General features: G+C 74.2%; 10 protein-coding genes. 8 read left to right on the forward strand and 2 right to left on the reverse strand.

From position 1 onward, the window contains the following. Window positions 1–33: 33 nt before the first annotated feature. The 6 genes from cbiE (at window position 34) to ACIRL2_RS03445 (ending at window position 11,351) form a co-directional block, all read left to right on the forward strand. Window positions 34–1,296 (forward strand): precorrin-6y C5,15-methyltransferase (decarboxylating) subunit CbiE, encoded by a 1,263-nt coding sequence (gene cbiE / locus ACIRL2_RS03420; protein ID WP_402229864.1) that lies wholly within the window; start codon window positions 34–36, stop codon window positions 1,294–1,296. A 236-nt stretch (window positions 1,297–1,532) separates the two neighbouring features. Further along, complete coding sequence (locus tag ACIRL2_RS03425) at window positions 1,533–2,066, forward strand: cobalamin biosynthesis protein (protein WP_402229866.1); 534 nt, start codon at window positions 1,533–1,535, stop codon at window positions 2,064–2,066. A gap of 186 nt (window positions 2,067–2,252) precedes the next feature. After that, entirely contained in the window at window positions 2,253–3,356 is a 1,104-nt protein-coding gene (cobC, locus tag ACIRL2_RS03430; RefSeq protein ID WP_395872150.1) for an Rv2231c family pyridoxal phosphate-dependent protein CobC, read from the forward strand. A gap of 1,499 nt (window positions 3,357–4,855) precedes the next feature. Next, complete coding sequence (gene cobT / locus ACIRL2_RS03435; protein WP_402230287.1) at window positions 4,856–8,773, forward strand: nicotinate-nucleotide--dimethylbenzimidazole phosphoribosyltransferase; 3,918 nt, start codon at window positions 4,856–4,858, stop codon at window positions 8,771–8,773. 152 nt (window positions 8,774–8,925) lie between these two features. After that, window positions 8,926–10,149 (forward strand): uroporphyrinogen-III C-methyltransferase, encoded by a 1,224-nt coding sequence (gene cobA / locus ACIRL2_RS03440; RefSeq protein WP_395872152.1) that lies wholly within the window; start codon window positions 8,926–8,928, stop codon window positions 10,147–10,149. Between the two features lie 398 nt (window positions 10,150–10,547). After that, window positions 10,548–11,351, forward strand: a complete 804-nt coding sequence (locus ACIRL2_RS03445; RefSeq protein WP_402229869.1) for a TrmH family RNA methyltransferase — start codon at window positions 10,548–10,550, stop codon at window positions 11,349–11,351. Window positions 11,352–11,385: 34 nt separating this feature from the next. Here the strand turns inward: ACIRL2_RS03445 and ACIRL2_RS03450 are convergent, their stop codons facing one another. Beyond that, the gene (locus tag ACIRL2_RS03450) at window positions 11,386–12,279 is read right to left on the reverse strand and encodes a hypothetical protein (protein ID WP_395872156.1); all 894 of its coding nucleotides are present in this window, start codon (window positions 12,277–12,279) and stop codon (window positions 11,386–11,388) included. 411 nt (window positions 12,280–12,690) lie between these two features. Between ACIRL2_RS03450 and ACIRL2_RS03455 the strand changes: the two genes are divergently transcribed. After that, on the forward strand, window positions 12,691–13,809 hold the full coding sequence (locus ACIRL2_RS03455; protein WP_395872158.1) for a DUF2637 domain-containing protein: 1,119 nt from the start codon (window positions 12,691–12,693) through the stop codon (window positions 13,807–13,809). A 269-nt stretch (window positions 13,810–14,078) separates the two neighbouring features. On the opposite strand, the gene ACIRL2_RS03460 is transcribed toward ACIRL2_RS03455, so the two are convergent. Next, window positions 14,079–16,145 carry a protein kinase gene (locus tag ACIRL2_RS03460; protein ID WP_402229872.1) on the reverse strand — a complete coding sequence of 689 codons (2,067 nt, stop codon included), beginning with the start codon at window positions 16,143–16,145 and terminating at the stop codon, window positions 14,079–14,081. A 197-nt stretch (window positions 16,146–16,342) separates the two neighbouring features. Between ACIRL2_RS03460 and ACIRL2_RS03465 the strand changes: the two genes are divergently transcribed. Further along, window positions 16,343–16,570, forward strand: coding sequence for a hypothetical protein (locus ACIRL2_RS03465; protein WP_395872162.1), 228 nt, complete (start codon window positions 16,343–16,345; stop codon window positions 16,568–16,570). The last annotated feature ends 26 nt before the right edge of the window (window positions 16,571–16,596 follow it).

Raw genomic sequence — 16,596 nt, forward strand, 5'->3', positions numbered from 1 at the left:
GGTGTACGGGCACCCCGTCGGGGATGTCACCGCATGACCACGCGCGGGACCCCCGGGGTTCGGCACGGCGAGGGGATGGCCATGGCTGATCGGGTGACCGTGATCGGGTACGACGGCGGACCGCTGTCGGCACCGGCGGTGGAGGCGATTCGGACGGCGACCCTGGTGGCCGGTCCGGAACGGCTGTTGGCCGCCGTCACGGTGCCCGAGGGCGCGGAGCGGGTGGTGCTGGGCAACGTGCACGTGGCCGCGCAGCGGATCGGCGCGCATCGCGGCATCGCGGTCGTGCTGGCCGTCGGCGACCCGGGGTTCTTCGGCATCGTGCGGCTGCTGCGCCGGCCCGAGTACGGCCTGGAGTTGGAGATCGTGCCCGCCGTCTCCTCGGTCGCGCGGGCCTTCGCCCGGGCCGCGATGCCCTGGGACGACGCGCGGGTGGTCAGCGCCCTGGGCCGGGACGTGCGGCGCGCGGCGAACGTGTGCCGGGCGTTCGGGAAGGTCGCGGTGCTCACCGGTCCCGGCGCGGGTCCGGCCGAACTCGCCGCGCTGCTTCCGGATGTGCCGCGCACGTTCGTGGTGTGCGAGCGCCTGGGCACCGAGCGGGAGGAGATCTCGATGGTCTCCGCCGAGCACGCGATGGAGCACGAGTGGTCCGACGTGGACGTGGTGATCGTGATCGGGCCGGCTCCGCGCGCGGGTGCGGCGGCGGGCTGGTTGGCCGGTGAACGCCCGGGCTTTCCCGGCCCGGCGCGCGGGTGGGCGGTGGCGGAGGACGCGTACGCGCATCGGACCGGCGCGATCACCCGTGCCGAGGTGCGCGCGTTGGCGGTGGCCCGAATCGGCCCCAGGCTCGGTGATCTGGTGTGGGACATCGGGGCGGGCAGTGGTTCGGTGGCCGTCGAGTGCGCGCGGCACGGCGCGGCGGTGGTCGCGGTAGAGCAGGAGGCGTTCGGGTGCGATCTGATCGCCGAGAACGCGAACCGATTCGGGGTCGAGATACAGGTGGTGCACGGTAAGGCGCCCGAGGCGTTGTCTCGATTGCCGCTGCCGGACGTGGTGTTCGTGGGCGGCGGCGGACCCTCGACGGTGGCCGCGTGCGCGGCGCGGCGGCCGGAGCGGATCGTCGCGGCGATGTCCGAGGTGGATCGGGTGGCGGAGGCGCGCGCGGTACTGGAGCGGGCGGGCTACACGGTGGAGGGGTGCCTGCTGCAGGCCTCGCGGTTGTCGCCGGTGAACGGTGGCGCGCAGCGGCTGGAACCGGCACATCCGGTGTTCGTGGTGTGGGGGGATCGTTCTTGACGAGGGATGGGGTGTGGGGCGGGCGGGCGACCGTTTCGCGGGCGGGTGTCGCGGCGGTGGGTGCTTCGGCGGAGATCGGTGCGGCGGTGGGTACTCCGATGGAAGGTGCTTGGGCGGAGGGGGCTTCTGCGAAGGGTTCTTCGGTGCGAGGTGCTTCGGCGGTGGGTGTTCCCGCGGAAGACGCTTTGGCGGAGGGCGCTTCGGTGGCGCCTGCTTCGGTGGGTCGGGTTTCGGCCATGGAGGGTGGCGCGGGGTCGGGCGGGTGGGATCTGGTGGTCGGGGTCGGGGCGGCGCGCGGGGTGGGCGCGGAGGAGGTGCGCGCGAGCGTGTGCGCCGTGCTCGCGCGGGCCGGTCTGGAGCGTTCGGCGGTGCTGGCGCTGGTGACCGTGGCGGCCCGGGCGAACGAGCCGGGGCTGGTCGCCGGGGCGGAACTGCTGGGGCTGCCGCTGTTCGCCCGCGCGGCGCGGGAACTGGCCGAGGTTCCGGTGCCGCATCCGAGCGAGCGGGTCCGGGCGGCGGTCGGGACACCGGGCGTGGCCGAGGCCGCCGCGTGTCTGGGGCCGGTATCGGGTGCGCCGGTGGGTGAGTTGCTGGTGGCCAAGACGCGCGGTGTGGGGGAGCGGCCGCGCTGTACGGTGGCGGTCGCCCGGCACGGTCGCGCGGTGGACGCGGTGGACGCGGTGGACGCGGTGGCCGAGGGGCGTGCCGACGCGGGTTCGGGACCGGCGGGTGGGTCGGTCGACACGCGGGTGGGGCAACAAACGTCATGATCGATGCGGAAATGGTCGGACTCGGCAGCGGGGCGGTCGAGTTCGCCCGGCGAAACGGTCGGGAAGTGCCGGCTCACGGTCAACGCCGGGACCCCGGCCGTCGGACCGGGCACCATCACCACCATCATGGACACGAACGACACGGGCGGGGCAGGGGCACCGGGCAGGGGTACGGGAACCACGGACATGGGCAATGACGCGATGACGGAACTCGACGGTCCCACTCCCGACGAACGGGACGGCACACCGGGCGCGCGCGTCGAACCGGACGTGGATCTGCGCCATCACGGCGACGCCGAGATCGGACCGGGCCTGGTCGACCTCGCGGTCAACGTGCGCCTCGCGGCCCCGCCGCCGTGGCTGGTGCACCGGCTCACCGCGAGCCTGTCCGACCTGGCCGCCTATCCCGACACCGGTCGGGCCCGGGCCGCGATCGCCGCGCGGCACCGGCGGCCGAGCGCCGAGGTGTTGCCCACGGCGGGCGCCGCCGAGGCGTTCGTACTGCTCGCCCGGGCGCTGACCCCGCGTCACGCGGTGGTCGTGCACCCGCAGTTCACCGAGCCCGAGGCCGCGCTGCGGGCCGCCGGACACACCGTGCACCGGGTGCTGCTCGACGCGGAGAGCGGCTTCGTGCTGGACCCGGCCCGGATCCCCGACGAGGCCGATCTGGTGGTTCTGGGCAACCCCACCAACCCCACTTCGGTGCTGCACCCGGCGGCGACCATCGCCGCGCTGGCACGTCCCGGCCGGATCCTGGTGGTCGACGAGGCGTTCGCCGACACCATTCCCGGCGAACTCGAAAGTGTGGCGCACCGACGCGACCTGCCCGGGCTCGTGGTTGTGCGAAGTCTCACGAAAACCTGGGCGTTGGCCGGACTTCGGATCGGTTACGTCCTGGCTTCCCCGGATCTGGTGCGCATCCTCACGGACGCTCAGCCGTTGTGGTCGGTGTCGACACCGGCGTTGATCGCCGCCGAGGCGTGCTGCACGCCGGAGGCGCTCGCGCAGGCGGAGGCGTTGGCCGTTACGCTCGCGGCTGACCGTTCGTACCTCGTGGAGAGGCTGCGCACGCTTTCGGGGATGCGGCTACCGGTCGTTCCCCGGTCCTCGTTCGTGCTCGCGCGGATCGAGGGGGGCCCAGAGATCCGCGAGCAGCTGAGGGAGCGAGGCTACGCGGTTCGGCGGGCCGACACCTTTCCGGGCCTGGGTCCGGACTGGCTTCGGATCGCGGTGCGGGATCGTGCCACGACGCTGGCCTTCGCGGCTGCCCTGGAAGGAGTAGTTAGATGAGCGAAGCCGACGAGCGCCGACCTGCCGGGGAGGGCGTAGGCCCTGGCCCCGCCAGGCACGCCGCCGGCACCGGCCCGGTGGGGGAACCGGCCGGTCCGTATCCGTACGACGATCTGGACGACGAGGACTCGCTGTTGATGCCGGGGCCGCAGGCCGGCTGGGCCGATCCGAACGCTGCGGTCACGGGCGCGCCGGGGATGTCCCTGGCCGACCGGATGGCCGCGGCCGGCGACGACGCCTCGGGACAGGTTCCGGTGCCTCCGGTCGAGCAGGCGTACGACGCCGTGCCCGGCCCGCAGTCCGGCATGTTCGCCGCGATGATCATCGACGAGCCGGAATTGCCGGTGACCCAGGTCGCGCCGATGACGGCCGGTCAGATCCCGTATCCGCCCGGTCCCATGACACCGCATCAGGAAGTCCCGCAGCCGGTCCAGGGATTCGGCCCCGGGGAGTACGGCGCGCCGCAGGGCGTGGCCGAGCCCTACCCGGCGCCGGCCCAGGGTGGTCCGGTGCAGGGCGGTCCCGTGCAGGGCGGTCCCGTGCAGGGAGCGCCGATCCAGGGCGTGCCCGCGCAGGGCGGCCCGGTGCAGGGCGGCCCGGTGCAGGGCGGCCCGGTGCAGGGCGGGCCGGTCCAGGGTGCGGCCGTACCGGAGGTGCAGGTACCCGGTGTGCCCGCCCCGCTGCCTGCGCAGGCGCCGCCCGTCGTACCGCCGCCCGCCGCACCGCAGTTCGTTGCGCCGCAGTTCGTGCCGCCGGCCGCCGCGCAGGCGGTCGCCGGGTACGGCTCGGACGTACCGCCGGCGCCGGATCGCGCGCCGGTCGAGGCCGGGGCCGAAGCGACCCCGAATGTGACGCCGGGTGCGACGCCGAGCCCGGTGCCGAACCCGGCCGGTGGTCCGGTGCCCGGTGCGTTCGCCGAGCAGCCCGGGACCGGTGGTGGGCGGTTGCGGCAGCGCGTGCGTGCGGCGCAGAGCGCGGACCAGCCGCAGCCGGTCCAGCAGGCGCCGCTCCAACAGGTCCAGCAGACGCAGGAATCTCGGCAGGTCCAGGAGCCGGTGGCACCGCAGCAGCCGGCGCAGCCGGTCGGCGGCAATCCGGCGGACACCCCGCCGTTCCCGGTAGCCGCCGCCGTGCCGCAGCGCACCACGCTGCCGCCGCGACGCCAGCGTCGGGTGGGGCGCGGCCCGGTGCCGCAGCAGACCGGCCCGCACAGTGGCGCGCATCCCGTGGGCGACGCGGTGAACACCGGCATCCCCGCACAGGCGACGCCGGCGCAGGCGCTGCCGGTGGTACCGCCGCAGGCCACCGCGCCGCAGCCGCCCGCGCCGGCGCCCGTCGAACCGCCGCCGGTCGCGCCGATCGCCGAGCGGCCCGCGCCGCCGGCCGCGCCCGCGCAGGGGGTTACCGCGCCTGCCATACCGCAACCGTTGCCGGGTGTGCCGCCGCAGCCCGCGCATCCCAGGTTCGTCCAGGCCGCGCCGGACGCGGTCGTCACCGCCTTGTCCGGACAGACCGCTCCGCAGCCCGCCGCGCCCACGCCCGCCGCGCCCACGCCTGTCGCCGGGCCGATCGGCGGCGCGGAGGCGGCCGGTTCGGTGCCGCCGGGTGTGGCGGACGCGCCACCGCAGGCGGTCGAGCCCGCGAGTGCGCCGGAGTCCGCACCGCAGGTCCCGTCGGCGCCGGAGCAGGCCGTGGCCGAGGCCGGGCCGTCCGTTGTTGCCGCACAGCAGGAGAACGCCGCGCAGGAGAACGCCGAACCGCCGGTGGCGGCCGAGCCGGTGCCGCCGGTCGCGCCCGTCACGCCCGTCGTGCCGGAAGGCAGCGGGGGTCGGCGACGCAAGCCCGAGACCGGGTCGGCCTCGGCCGAGTCCGGTGAGCACGGGGCGACTCCCGTTGTCGAAGGGCCGATCGGTCCGGTCCCACCGCCAGAGCCGGTCATCGCGCAGGTCGCGGAGGAGACCGCGGCGGCATCGCCGACTGCCGAGCCGGTCGAACCCGTCGCCGAGCCGGTCGAGTCGCCGGCGGCGAACGAGGGTTCGTCGGCGACCGAGGCGCCGGCGGAGGCCGCTCCGGTCGCGACGGCCGTGCCGGCGACGCCGGTTGCGGTGGAGGCGCCGTCCGAGGGTTCGGTCGCGGCGCCGACCGAGCCGACCACCCCGGTCGAGACCGGCACGGCGGGCGTACAGCCGGCCGGGTCGCAGGTCGAGGCCGGTGGCGTCGACGTGGTCGCGCCGGAGGCCGGCGCGTCCGAGGCGCCCGGCCCGAGCCCGGCGGCGACGGTGGTCGGGGAGCCGGATGTCGAGTCGGCACCGGCCGAGCCGGTCGCGGCCACGGCCACCGGGGAAGCGTCGGCACCGGTCGCGCAGGCCGATTCGGTCACGCCGACGGCGCCGACCGAGCCGACCGGACCGTCCGTACAGCCGGCGCCGACCGCACCGGCGGTGTCGACCGGGCCGACCGCGCCCGTCGAGCCGGCCACGTCGGTGGCACAGGCCGTGCCGGTCGCGCCGACCGCGCCGACTGTCGCTGCCTGGACCGAGCAGGCCGCGTCCGTCGAACCCACCGGGGCCGAGGCGGCTTCGGCCGAGTCGTCCGCGCAGGATCGGGGCGCCGAGCAGTCGGGCGAGGCACCGCCCGTCGCCGAGGCTGTTCCGGTCGCCGCGCCGGCGGAGCAACCGGCGGCCGGTGGCGCCGTCGAAGCGGTCGCCGAGGCCGCGCCGGTCGCGGTCGCCACGGGCGAGGCATCCGCCGAGGCGACTCCGGTCGCTCCCGCGGACGACGCGTCGGCCGACTCGACCCCGGCCGCACTCCCGAACGAGGCGCCGGTCGTCGGCGAGCCGGCCGGGCCCACACCCGCCGGACCGACCACGCCGTCCAGCGCGGCGGAGCAGGTCGCGGAGGAGATCCCCGCTCCGCAGGCCGCCGGCGAGCAGCAGGCGCCCGCGACGGCCCCCGAGCCCGTCGCGGGAACGACGCCGACCGAGGCCGCGCCGGCCGCCGGTCCGCTCACGGCCGGGCCGGCCGGATCGGCCGTCGCCGACCCGGCAGTTCCACGTACGTCCGACGAAGGCACCGCCATGCAAGGCCCCGAGCCGACGCCCACCGCCGAGCCGGATCGGCAGCCGCAGCCCGCGGCCGTTGCCGGAACCGGCGAGATCCCCAGGATTCCGCCGCCCCCGGCCGATCCGGTCGGCGCCCTGCCGATCGCACCGGCTCAGGGCGGAGCGGCTCAGGCCGGCCCGGCAGCGGGCGAACCGGTACAGGGCGGACCGGCTCAGGGCGGCCCGGCCGAGGAGGTCGCGGCGGAGGCAGCGGTTCCGACCGGGTCCACGTCGACCGAGCCCGCCGGCGAGGCGCCTGCGGGTGACGCGCCGGCGACCGGCGACGATGCCGCGGCGACCGACGGTGACGCGGCGCGCGAGCCCGCCTCGGCGACCGCAGTCACCGTGCTGCTGCCCGCCGCCGAACGGCCGGTCGTAGCCGAACCGGCAGCGGCGGCGGACGGTTCCGCGCCGGCACCGGCCGAGGAGCCGACGCCGGAGGCGGTCGCGGCCGAGTCGGCGACGCCCGACGCGAGCGCGCCGGTCCAGGAGCCGGCCGAGGGGTCGGCCGAGCCCGAGGCCGCCGCCACGTCGGAACAGGAGCAGGAGCCGGAGCCGGAGCCGGAGGTCGAGCGTGGCCCGGCCGCGCCCGGCTACGACGACGCGGCGCGCGAGGCGGTGCATCGCGTGATGCGCGAGCGCCGGGACGTCCGGGCCGGTTTCCGACCGGATCCGGTGCCGGACGACGTGCTGGTGCGGGTACTGGAGGCCGCGCACGCGGCGCCCAGCGTCGGCTACTCGCAGCCTTGGGACTTCGTGGTGATCCGCTCCGAGGAGACCCGGGTCACCGTTCAGGAACTGGCCCAGCGGCAGCGCGAGGCGTACGCGACCTCACTGCCCAAGGCCAGGGCCAAGCAGTTCCTGGAGATCAAGGTCGAGGCCATCCTGGAGACCCCGGTCAACATCGTGGTCACCGTGGACTCCACACGCGGCGGTCGGCACACGCTCGGTCGGCACACCCAGCCGCAGATGGGCCCGTACTCCAGCGCGCTCGCGGTGGAGAACCTGTGGCTGGCCGCGCGGGCCGAGGGCCTGGGCGTGGGCTGGGTGAGCTTCTTCGACGAGCGCGAGCTCGCCACGGCGCTCGGGCTGCCGGACCACATCGACGTGGTCGCCTACCTGTGCGTCGGCTACGTGGACGCCTTCCCGGACGAGCCGGAGTTGGCCACGTCGGGCTGGGCCAAGGCCCGGCCGCTGTCCTGGGTGGTGCACGAGGAGACGTACGGTCGGCGCGGCCTGCCCGGCGAGGAACCGGTCAGCCTGCTCGACGAGACGCTCCACTCGGTCCGACCGCTCGACGCCAAGGCGCTGGGCGCGGCCTGGGAGCACCAGCGCGTGATGACCAAGCCGCCGGGCTCGCTGGGCATCCTGGAGACGATCGGCGCGCAGTTGTCCGGCCTGGCCCGGACCTTCCCGCCGCCGATCCCCGAGCCCGCCGCCGTCGCGGTGTTCGCCGCCGACCACGGCGTGCACGCGCAGGGCGTGTCGCCGTGGCCGCAGGAGGTCACCGCGCAGATGGTGGGCAACTTCCTCGCCGGCGGCGCGGTGGTCAACGCGTTCGCCAAGCAGATCGGCGTCGAGGTGTGCGTCGTGGACGTCGGCGTCGCGACCGAGCTGCCGCAGGCGTCCGGACTGCTCCCGCGCCGGATCCGGCCGGGCACCGGCGACATGACCCAGGGCCTCGCGATGACCCGCGAGGAGGCCGTCGCGGCGATCGAGGTCGGCATCGAGACCGCGCGCGACCTGGTCACCGCCGGTAACCGGGGCCTGCTCACCGGCGACATGGGCATCGCCAACACGACCGCGTCCGCCGCGCTGATCTCGGTGTTCACGGGCATGGACGTGGCCGAGGTGACCGGACGGGGCACCGGGATCGACGATGCGACGCACCGGCGCAAGATCGAAGTGGTCAAGGCGGCCCTCGCGCGGCACGAACCCGACCCGGGTGACCCGATCGGAGTATTGGCCGCGGTCGGCGGTCTCGAGCACGCGGCGATCGCCGGCTACATCATCGGCGCGGCGGCGCTGCGCGTCCCGGTGGTGCTCGACGGCGTGATCGCCGGCGCGGCGGCGCTGGTCGCGCAGGCGATCGCGCCGGAGGCGATCCAGGCCTGTGTCGCGGGCCACCGTTCGGCCGAGCCCGGCCACGCGGCGGCCCTGGCGAAGTTGTCGCTGCGTCCGCTCGTCGAGCTGGAGATGCGGCTCGGCGAGGGCACCGGCGCGGTACTCGCGCTGCCCCTGGTGCAGAGCGCGGTCCGCGTACTGCACGATGTGGCCACGTTCGACTCGGCGGGAGTCAGCGGCAAAACCGACTGATTTCGACCCCCGCCCGCAGCAGCCGAAGGGCACCTCGGCCACGATGGAGTGGCAGAGGTGCCCTTTCCGCGCGGGAAAACGCCGAGAACCCGAGACCCAAGACCCAAGACCCCGTACCCAGAGCACCCAGCCCCACCCGAAAAGTGAGAACGATGTCCCGACTTCCTGGTCCTCCCGCCTATCTCGCCGGCCTGCGCCTGGAAGGGCGCCGGGTCGTCGTGGTCGGCGCCGGTACGGTCGCCCAGCGCCGCCTGCCCGCACTGCTCGACGCCGGCGCGGACGTACTCGTGGTCGCCCCCGAGGCGACGCCGGCCGTCGAGGGCATGGCGACCGGCGGCGAGCTGCGGTGGGCGCGGCGCGCCTACGCGCCCGGTGACCTGGACGGCGCGTGGTACGCGCTGGCCGCGACCGACCTGGCCGAGGTCAATGAGGCGGTGGCCGCCGACGCCGAGGCGCTGCGGGTGTTCTGCGTGCGCTGCGACGACGCGTCGCACGCCAGCGCGTGGACACCGGCGAGCGGCCGGCACGACGGACTCACCGTGGCGGTGCTCGCGGGCGGCGACCCCCGGCGCGCGGCGGGCGTGCGGGATCGCATCGTCGAGGGCCTGCACGACGGCTCGCTGGCCGCACGGGGGGAGCGCCCGGTCGGTGTGCTTCCGGGCGTGGCCCTGGTCGGTGGCGGCCCCGGCGATCCGGACCTGATCACCGTGCGTGGTCGGCGACTGCTCGCCGAGGCCGACGTGGTGATCGCCGACCGGCTGGGCCCACGCGCGCTGCTGGGCGAGTTGCCGCCGCACGTCGAGGTGATCGACGCGGCGAAGATCCCGTACGGGCGGGCAATGGCCCAGGAGGCGATCAACGACGCGATGATCGAGCACGCCAAGGCGGGGCGGTTCGTGGTCCGGCTCAAGGGCGGCGACAACTACGTCTTCGGCCGGGGCTTCGAGGAGGCGCTCGCGTGCGCCGAGGCGGGGGTGCCGTGCCAGGTGGTGCCGGGCATCACCAGCGCGATCTCGGTGCCGGCGATAGCCGGCATCCCGGTCACGCACCGGGGCGTCGCGCACGAGTTCGCCGTGGTCTCGGGGCACGTCGCGCCGGAGGACCCGCGCTCGCTGGTGGACTGGACGGCGCTCGCGCGGCTGCGCGGGACGCTCGTACTGCTGATGGCGGTGGAGCGGCTCGGGCCGATCACCGCGACGCTGGTGGCGCACGGGCGGGCGGCGGACACGCCGGTGGCGGTGATCCAGGAGGGCACGATGGCCACCCAGAGGGTGTTGCGCACGACGCTGGCTTCGGCTGCGGCCGACGTGGTGGCGGAGGGCATTCGGCCTCCGGCCATCGTGGTGGTCGGTGACGTGGTCGCGATCACGGGCTGAACGGTTGCCTGGCGGCTACGGAGGTGAGGGGGCCTGTGGTCCGTTGGTCCTCAAACGCCGGACGGGCGGATCGGTGCCCTCAAGGTGCGGTGGTTGCGGGTCGCGGGTGCCTGCGGTGGGTGTCCTCTAACGCCGGGTGGGCTGGATTGGTGCGCTCGGGGTGCGGTGGCTGCGGCTGCCGGCAGGCAGCTGCGGTGGGCGTCCTCAGGCGCCGGACGGGCTGAGTGGGCGCGTGGGGCGGGCTGTGGGAGGGGCCTGTCGGACGGGTTGTCGGTGGACGGATGGGCGAGGTCGGTGCCGGCGAGGCGGGTTGGTTGCCGGACGGTGCGTCGCGTGCCGGGCCATGGGGCGGTGGGTGGGCTGTCGGGGGGTGTCGGGTGGGCTGGGAGACTGAGGGGGTGTCCGTGATTTTGCTTGACGACTGTGCCGACCCGCGGCTTGTGGATTACACCGATCTGACCGATGTGGAGCTGCGCCGTCGTCGTGAACCGGCCGAGGGGCTGTTCATGGCGGAGGGCGAGAAGGTGATTCGTCGGGCGCTCGCGGCGGGTTACCCGATGCGGTCGATGCTGCTGTCGGAGCGTTGGATCGAGACGATGGCGGATGTGATCGAGGCCGCCGATGTGCCGGTGTATGTGAGCAGTCCGGATGTGGTCGAGCAGGTGACGGGCTATCAGGTACATCGCGGCGCGCTCGCCTCGATGGGCCGCAAGCCGTTGCCGGCGGCGGCTGATGTGGTGGCCGGGGCGCGGCGGGTCGCGGTTCTGGAGGGCGTCAACGACCACACCAACGTGGGCGCGATCTTCCGGGGCGCGGCGGCGCTGGGCATGGACGCCGTGTTGTTGTCGCCGGACTGCGCGGACCCGCTGTACCGGCGTTCGGTGAAGGTCTCGATGGGGGCGGTGTTCTCGGTGCCCTACGCCCGACTCGAGCCGTGGCCCGGGGGGCTGGACGTGTTGCGCGGAGCCGGTCTGACGCTGCTCGCGCTGACTCCCGCCGAGGGGTCGGTCGCGCTCAACGCACTGCCCGCGGCGGATCTGGACCGGTGCGCGCTGATGCTCGGTGCCGAGGGGCCCGGGCTGACCGCCAAGGCGCTGGCCGCGTCCGATCGGCTGGTGCGGATCCCGATGTCGCACGGGGTCGACTCGCTCAACGTGGGCGCCGCGGCGGCGGTCGCCTTCTACGCGGTGACGTTCGGCTGAACCGGCCGACCCGGCCGGACCCGGGTGAGCCGGTTCACTCGTCGGTGGGGTCGGCCTCCCGGCGTTCGCCCGGGGTCGGGCCCGAGCGCTGGATCTCGTTGATCGAGCGGGTCTGGTAGAGCGCCGGCCGGTGGACCACACGGCGCCCGCGCATCCGCTCCTTGCGGATCTCGGTGCCCCGGACCCAGATGTGTCGGCGGACCAGGTCGCCCTCGTGGTAGCCCGGGCCGGCGTGCCGGTCCGGCGGCACCGGCAGCGACCCGATCTCGCGGCGCGCGGTGCGGGCCGCGCTGACCCGGCGCCGGAAGTCGTGGAAGATCTGGAACTCGTAGTGGTGCAGGTACTCGTAGGCCATCGGCGCCTTCGCGGACACCTCGAGGCTTGCGATCAGCACGGCCTCGCGCAGCAGCGCGTCGGTGTTCCCGGGCAGGACCAACAGTCCGTCACGCACCGTATGGTGCCGTTTGCGCTTGAGTCGGCGCTCCCGCTCCCAATCCCAGGGCGGCTCCGGATGCTCCTGCTGCCACGCCTCCCGGTCGGCGAGTGCCGCGGTCAGGCCGTGGGTTTGCCAGCGCACGGTGCCGTGCGGGGTGGCCGGCGCGGGCAACAGTCTGCGCAGGTCGCGTGCGGCCCGGCCCCCGAAGGGTGTGCGCTCGGTCGCGAACAGCACGATGGGCAACGACGGTTCGGCCTCGAACGGGGTCGGGGTCAGGAACCGTCGATCGATCACCACGAGAGTGTTCTCGTGCCGCCCGTAGGCCAGGCCCCACAGCAGCCGGGCGAACAGCCGGGCCCCGGCCTGGTCGGACAGCACGTGCCAGGAGTCGTGGAAGTGGTTGACGGCGAATCGGGCCGTGGTGGACGGTCGCAACGTGATCAGCGTGTACGGTCGTCCGTCCAGGTAGGCGGCGGTCCGATGCAGTTTCATCCGATCGTCCGCGTCCGTTTTTGCACCCGAACGCCCGTCATTGTGTGTTTGGTTGGTAGTGATCTGCTTCCTCTTTCTTATGTCTATTGAGATGTTTCTTCCGATCGTTCGGAATTGGGCGCAAGGCCCTTCCCTAATTTCTCCCAGGACATGCCGATCGTGTCATGCCAATTTCGATCGAATGTGATCTTGGACTAGCGTGTGCGCGGAAGTGCAGTACGGTCGAGCGTCGCCCTAATTGGCGCAGTGGCCTGTTGGGGTCGCACGGGCGGCCGAAAAAGTGGTTGTGCAGGGGAATGTCCTGTCACCCACACGCGGGATATTCGGTGGATTCGACCCGCACCAGGCGAAATTCCGCCAGTATGGGGCGCCGCGCAATCGGATCAGGAACGGGAAGCGAGGCAAAGCTCGTTGGAGATCATGGGTGTACCCCTGGCCTGGGCCCTCGTCGGCTTGGCGGAACTGGTCGCCCTTATGGCGCTTGTGGCGTATCTGGTCGTCCGACGCCGCAAGGCCGACGCGACGGATACCGGGGAAGGATCCGACAACTGGGAGCGTGAGCAGGACCGTCGGCGGCGCAAGGAGCTGATGTACGGGGTCGCCTCGTACACCCTGCTGTTCGTCTGCGCCGGTGTCGCGGCCGCGCTGTCGTTCCACGGCCTGGTCGGCTTCGGCCGGGAGAACCTCGGGTTGGCCAACGGCTGGGAATACCTGGTGCCGTTCGGGCTCGACGGGGCGGCGATGTTCTGCTCCGTGCTCGCGGTGCGCGAGGCCAGCCACGGCGACGCGGCGCTCGGTTCGCGGATACTCGTCTGGACGTTCGCGGGTGCCTCGGCCTGGTTCAACTGGGTGCACGCGCCGCGTGGCGACATGCACGCCGGTGCCCCGCAGTTCTTCGCCGGCATGTCGCTCTCCGCGGCCGTCCTGTTCGACCGTGCGCTCAAGCAGACCCGTCGGGCCGCGTTGCGCGAACAGGGCCTGGTCCCGCGTCCGTTGCCGCAGATCCGGATCGTGCGGTGGCTCCGTGCCCCGCACGAGACGTTCAACGCGTGGTCGCTCATGCTGCTCGAAGGCGTGCGCACCCTCGACGAGGCCGTCGAGGAGGTCCGCGAGGACAAGCGTGCCAAGCAGGACGATCGCGAGCGTCGTCGGATCGACGGCAAGCGCGAGCGCGCGCAGCTCAAGGCGCTCAGTCGCGGCGAGGGTGGCGGCCACTTCGGCCGTCGCGGTGCCGCGCGTCAGGAAATGGCTGCTCTGCCGGGAGGTGGCGGCTCCGAAGCACTCTCGGAGCCTGCTATAGCCGGAAACGACGTTTCCGGCCACGGCGGCTCAGCCGACTCGAACAACCCTTCCGGCCGTCCGGCTCTTGCCCCCTCCGCGCGCGCGAGCGAGCTCCCGGCGGCGACTGCCGGCACCGGTGGCGAGCGCCGCGACGTCATCGACCTCACTGCCGAGGACGACACGATGACGCTGCCCCGGCTCGACTCGCTGGAGCGCAAACTGAAGGACCTGGAGCGCCAGTTCGGCTGAGGCCGGGCAGCACGATCCGCTCACCCGACGAGATGTGATCCGATCCACGACGAGGGGCACCCGGCTTCGGCCGGGTGCCCCTCGTCGTGTCGTGTCGGTCGGTGGTGGGTGTCCGGTGGTCGTCGTCCGGGCTCGGGCGAATCGGCACGGCCGTCTCGCGCCTGCTTGTCTCGCGCCCCGCGCCGGTTCGGTCCGGTTCGGCGATCAGGATGCCGGGCGGCACGGGGACGGACGGGGGACGGGGCTCGCCCATTCGGTCGGGCGGCCCCTCATGCCCCGGCGGGGACCAATACGCCGTCGGGGCCGACGACGTAGCGGGTGGTCACGTCCGGGACGTCCACATAGGAGCGGATGCGCACGATCGCGTCGTCGGTGACCGTCCATCGGGTGGCCACCGCCTGCGGATCGGCGGCCGCCGCCAGCGCCGCCACCGCGACCGGCGTCCCATTGGCGAACCGGAAGAGCTCGACCAGGTGGGTTGCCGCGCCGCCGGTGCCGGGGGAGCGGGTGAGCACCACGATCACCGCCGGTGCGCCGTCCAGGCTTGCCGGGACCACGTCGGCGAGGGTGATCCGGTCGCTGCCGACCACCGCCGTGCCGTCGGCGAGGGTGACGCCGGCGCCGCCCGCGGACGGGTCCGAGTAGGTGCGGTCGGACCAGTCGGCGATCGGGATGGTGCCGTGCGCCGGGCCGATCCGGAACGGTCCCGGCGCCGGCGGGGCTTGCGCGGGCTCGGCGGCGGTCGTGGTCTTCACGCCGTCGTCGCCGCCGTCGCCGTCGTTCTGGAACGCCGCGATGGCGAACGCGGCGATGGCGGTCACCACGATGAATACGATCAACTGCTGGATCAGCAACCGCCGTCGGTCCTCCGGCCGGCGCCGACGCGGAGTGCCGGTGCCGGCACGCGAACGCGGCCCGTGGTCGACCCGGCCGGCACGCTTGGCGTCGGCACGGTCGGTGCGCTCGGCGCGGTCGGTACGCTCCGGGCGGTCCGGCACCGCGCCGCGCGCCGGGTCACCACGCTCGGTCCGTTCGCCGCGGGTGACGTCGTGCCGACCGGCATCGCCCCGCCCCGCCTCGTGCCGAACCGGGTCCGTCCGCCCGCCGTCGGTCGAACGCCCGTCCTGCCCACGACCCTCGTGTGCACGTCCTTCGTGCCCGCGCCCTTCGTGGCCCCGCGCGTCGGGTCGCCCGCCATCGGGTCGGGTCGAATCGTGCCGACCCGACTCCGGTCGGGTCGCCGAACGGCCCTCGACCGGCATCCGCCCGGAATCCGCCCGAGCCGAGTCGGCCCGGCCCGCCGCGGACCGGTCGGCACGCGTGTCCTCGTCCCGGCGCGCGCTCTCCCGACGGGCCGCCTCGCGCCTGGCCCGATCCCGATCCCGCTCGCGCGGCGCGGCCGGGGCCGTCGGGCCGCCGTCGGTCCGCGCCGCACCGCCCGGACCCTTGGTCGCGACCGAGGCCGCCGCGGTCGACGCCGTCGCCTCCAGGCCGCGGGCCGGCGTACCGCGTTCGGCCTCGCGCTGACGGGCGATCGCGGCCAGCCGCTCGCGGACCTGCTCGGCGGAGGGCCGCATCCGCGGATCCTTGGACAGGCAGGCCGAGATCAACGGCACCACCTGCTCCGGCACGCCCTCCAGGTCCGGTTCCTCGTGGACGACCCGGTACAGCAGCGCGTCCACCGGTCCCGACCCGAACGGCGGGGCGCCGCGGCCCGCGTAGGCGAGCGTGACGCCGAGCGCGAATATGTCGGTGGCCGGGGTCACGGTCTGTCCGCGCACCTGCTCCGGGGCCAGAAATCCCGGTGAGCCGACCGCCGTTCCGGTCACCGTCAGGGTGCCGGCGCCGTCCGCGTAGGCGATTCCGAAGTCGATGATCTGCGGGCCGTCCGGCGACAACAGGATGTTGGACGGCTTCACGTCGCGGTGTACGACGCCGACCGCGTGCACGGAGACCAGGCCGTCGGCCACCGCCGATCCGACCCGGGCCAGGTCCAGGCAGCCCAGCGGGCCGCGCTCGCCGACTCGGCGCTGGAGCGAGGGCCCGGGGACGTACACGGTGGCCAACCAGGGGCGGTCGGCGCCCGCGTCGGCGTCCACCAGCGCGGCCGTCCGGTTGCCGCGCACCATCGCCGCGGCGGCCACCTCACGCGCGAAGCGGGAGCGGAACTCCGGGTTTCCGGCCAGCTCCTGGCGGATCAGCTTGAGCGCGACCCGGGTGCCGTGCCGGTCCACGCCGAGATAGACCACACCCATGCCGCCGGCCCCGAGACGACGCAGCAGCCGATAGGACCCGACGATGCGCGGATCCTGCCGTCGCAGCCGCACCATCGTCATGTGTGACCGATCCCCTCGCGTGGTGCCGTCGTCCGGGTGTCGTGTGCCCGAATCCCCTGTGCGACACACGTTAGAGGAACCCCGGCGCCCGGCGCGGTAAGGCGCCCCGGAGTCGGGCCGGGACCACCCCCATCGGGGAGACGGTCGATGTCGGACCTGTGGGAGAAGATGGAGGTAATCGGTCGAAGGGGGCACGTATGAAGGGCGATCGGGTCGAGATAGTGGTCGACGCGGGCGACAGCACCAAGACCTACGAGATGACCGCGACGCGTGCGGGGCGCCGGGTGGACGTCGCGGTCCGCCGGGGAGTCGTCGAGGTGAGCGAACTGACCCGCACCGGCACGGTGGTGCGGACCGCGCGATTCATGGCCAGTCGGGTGCTCGCGTTGGTCGAACAACCGCTGGACCGCCCCGGCGCGGACTGACCGCGCCCCCGGGCGGCCGCCGTGCC

Origin of the sequence: Embleya sp. NPDC127516, assembly GCF_044765325.1 — a bacterium.
Classification (GTDB): domain Bacteria; phylum Actinomycetota; class Actinomycetes; order Streptomycetales; family Streptomycetaceae; genus Embleya.